2 protein-coding genes are annotated in these 1,464 nt (G+C 40.4%); both read right to left on the reverse strand.

The genetic code is table 11. The features are described from left to right. Positions 1-218: 218 nt before the first annotated feature. The gene (locus KHS78_RS22155; protein WP_211831192.1) at positions 219-932 is read right to left on the reverse strand and encodes a class I SAM-dependent methyltransferase; all 714 of its coding nucleotides are present in this window, start codon (positions 930-932) and stop codon (positions 219-221) included. A gap of 93 nt (positions 933-1,025) precedes the next feature. After that, positions 1,026-1,464: Imm40 family immunity protein (gene imm40 / locus KHS78_RS22160; protein WP_211831193.1), on the reverse strand; the 439-nt coding region annotated here is incomplete at its 5' end.

The following is a 1,464-nucleotide window of genomic DNA, read 5'->3' on the forward strand; positions in this document are numbered from 1 at the left end:
ATTACTGTAACTAATGAAGGAGTCTTCCAACCACTTGGGAAAGAAAACGTTAGTGATTGTGTCCTTTTTCAATATGGCATGATCCTAATTTTCACTTTTATCATTAGAGTTGCTTTGAGCATGTAACGCCTCAAACACCGGCTTGGTGAAGTTGGCGACTTTTTTGGAACAAAAAAGGTGACAGCTTTACCAAGTCCGCGTGCTTTGACTTGTTAGGGCTACTTCACTCTTTTGGCCACAATAGAAGTGATTGCAGGAACTGCAATTCCGTCAACGAAATTTGGATTATGTGCTTGCCCGTATTGAAACTCACTGCCATCTCTGGGCCAATCTATGTTCTTTACTTCAACAACTTCAAATCCAATTTTTTCGAATACATATGTATCATAGTCCTTTTTGGTTTCTGTAAATATTTCAGCTTCAGAGAAGCCCGCAGCCAAAGCGCCCCGGCTTACTAAGTGAATGTTATCGACAGACTCTAAACACACGTCAGGAGAAACAATAATATCTTCAATTTTTTCACGATATAGTTTTGACTTTGTTACTACATCTGGTTCTTCTTGGGTATACTTGAATATATCGATACCACAACCACCAATAAACCAGCCGACGATAACTTGTGGTTTAAATTCGGCAATAACCCCCTTATCTTCTTCTATTAAATCAAAAAAATCACATTGGTGAATTATCACGCTTTCATTAGTGATATTTCTGGCTTTTTCAATTAGCTGAGAATTACTATCTAAAGACAAAACCTCCCGATCGGCGGATAAATGACGGGTTCCATTTCCAACACCGCACCCAAACTCAAGAACCTTTCCTGCTGGCGTCATTTTTGACAGCTGGCTATAAATACCATGGGATTCGAGAAACTCTGACTCATTATTCCAAAGGTTTGAATATTGTTCTGGATTGCTTAGTTCTCTGGTCATTCTATTTCCTGTGTATTGATTGGCTTAACGCCCTAACGACTCGATGTGGGGCTGCACGTTAGTGCAGTCCCACACGATTGTTTTGTTAACTGCTTATGCAACCACAACCACAAAGGCATAGTTACCGGCAGGATATTTGTTTATGTAATTTCTTGTGTGCTCGATGCTTTGTTTTGCACTGCCATCACTTAACTCGAAATACCAATTATCATAATTATGACGATACTCTCCACAATCGAAACTCAAAACATCACCGCCAAGTACGAAGGCACCTACCGACTCTAGTCGATTAAGTAACTCTGGGATATCACTCTTGAACCAAGCTACCTCGTTTGAACCTATATGCTCAAGAGAGATCGCCTTTTCTAATAATTGTGATGGAATATCAATATATTTCATGGCAGTTAACGCCAAATTCAGCTGCACGAGCGGAGCGAGTGTCCGCTGGAATTTTTTGTTAAGTGCCTTGCCTGATGGCTGCTTTACAAGCTGGATATTTTGAACAACCCCAAAACTGTGAACCTGCATGAGC

This window comes from Kistimonas asteriae, from assembly GCF_018263925.1.
In the GTDB taxonomy this organism is placed as follows: Bacteria; Pseudomonadota; Gammaproteobacteria; order Pseudomonadales; family Endozoicomonadaceae; genus Kistimonas; species Kistimonas asteriae.

What these genes read in the sequence shown, in the direction of transcription:
- KHS78_RS22155 (WP_211831192.1), bottom strand. Translation starts at nt 932, where the DNA reads ATGACCAGAGAACTAAGCAATCCAGAACAATATTCAAACCTTTGGAAT.